Below are 1,546 nucleotides of genomic sequence, written 5' to 3' on the forward strand. Positions count from 1 at the left end.
AATGCGAGCACCGCAGGTTGCCCGCAGCGAAGCGGAGGGACGCAGACAGCAGGGTCGCCTTTCTTTTGCCTACGTTTCTTTGGCGAAGCAAAGAAAAGTAGGTCGGCCGCCGGGCCGAGACCCGGCCTCGGGAAGCAAACCCAAAGAGGCGTTCACTCAGCAGGAGCAGGTCAATGACCGACAACGCCCCTCCCCCGGAAGACGACCGCACCCGAGTCGTCTCCCGCCCCGTGCCATCTACAGCAGAAGCTGACACAGGCGCCACAGTCATCACCGCCGGCGGCTTCACCACAGCATCGACCACCCCCGTCACCAGCCCCGCCACGGGAACAACTCACGAAGCCGGCCTCCTCCCCGTAGGCAGCCGCCTCGCCGAATTCGAAATCACCCGCGTCGTAGGCCAGGGCGGCTTCGGCGTCGTCTACGAAGCCTGGGACCACACGCTCGAACGCGTAGTAGCCATCAAGGAATACCTGCCAACGTCGCTCTCAACAAGACAGCAAGACGGCACCGTAGTCCCCTTGTCAGAAAGACACAGAGAAACCTTCGACCTCGGCATGCGCAGCTTCATCAACGAAGCCCGCTTGCTCGCCCAGTTCGACCACCCGTCATTGCTCAAGGTCTACCGCTTCTGGCAGGAAAAAGGCACGACCTACATGGTCATGCCCTTCTACAAGGGCGACACCTTGCGAGAAGCACTCGTAGCGATCCCGGCGGGCGTGGACGAAGCATGGCTGACGCGCATCATGGACGGCGTCACGCAGGCGCTCGCGGTGATGCACAACGCCAATTGCTACCACCGCGACATCGCGCCCGACAACATCATCCTGCTCGAAGGCTCGGGCCGCCCGGTGGTGCTCGACTTCGGCGCTGCGCGGCGCGTGATCACCGACAAGACGCAGGCGATCACGGTGATCCTCAAGCCCGGCTACGCGCCCATCGAGCAGTACGCGGAGATGCCCGACATGTCGCAAGGCGCGTGGACCGACGTCTACGCGCTCGCTGCCGTGATGCACGTGGCCGTGTGCGGCCGCGCGCCGCCGCCGTCGGTGGCGCGGCTGCTGTCCGACAGCTATGTGCCGCTCGCGGGCAACGACATCCTGCGCCAGCGCTACAGCGACCGGCTGCTCGCGGCGATCGATGCGGGCCTGGGCGTGCGGCCCGAGGCGCGGCCGCAGTCGATGGCGGAGCTGCGCGCGGCGCTGGGCCTGGAGGTCGGTCACAGCATCGCGCCCACGCCGCGCACCGTGCCGCCGTCGGGTGCGCGAAGCAGTCCGTCGGGTGCCGATGCACCCACCGTGATCGGTGGTTCGGCCCACATACCGAAGCCGATCGCCGCCAAGGCACCCGTCTCCAACGACAAGCGCGGAGGCAGCAACAACAAGGCCGTCCTCGGCGCCGTCGCCGCTGCGGTGCTGGCCGTTGCGGCCGGCGGCGGATGGTGGTTCCTGGGGCGCACCGGCGGCGAAGGCGATGCGGGCAAGACGGCACAAACAGCTACACCCGCACCACCACCCGACACCGCTCCTGTCTCTTATACCCATCG

Annotated in this window: 1 protein-coding gene; it reads left to right on the forward strand. The window is 66.8% G+C overall.

All coding sequences use genetic code 11. From position 1 onward, the window contains the following. Positions 1 to 173 precede the first annotated feature (173 nt). On the forward strand, positions 174 to 1,546 hold a 1,373-nt coding region (locus D3H34_RS32445; RefSeq protein WP_147400584.1), incomplete at its 3' end, for a serine/threonine-protein kinase.

The organism is Acidovorax cavernicola (assembly GCF_003581445.1).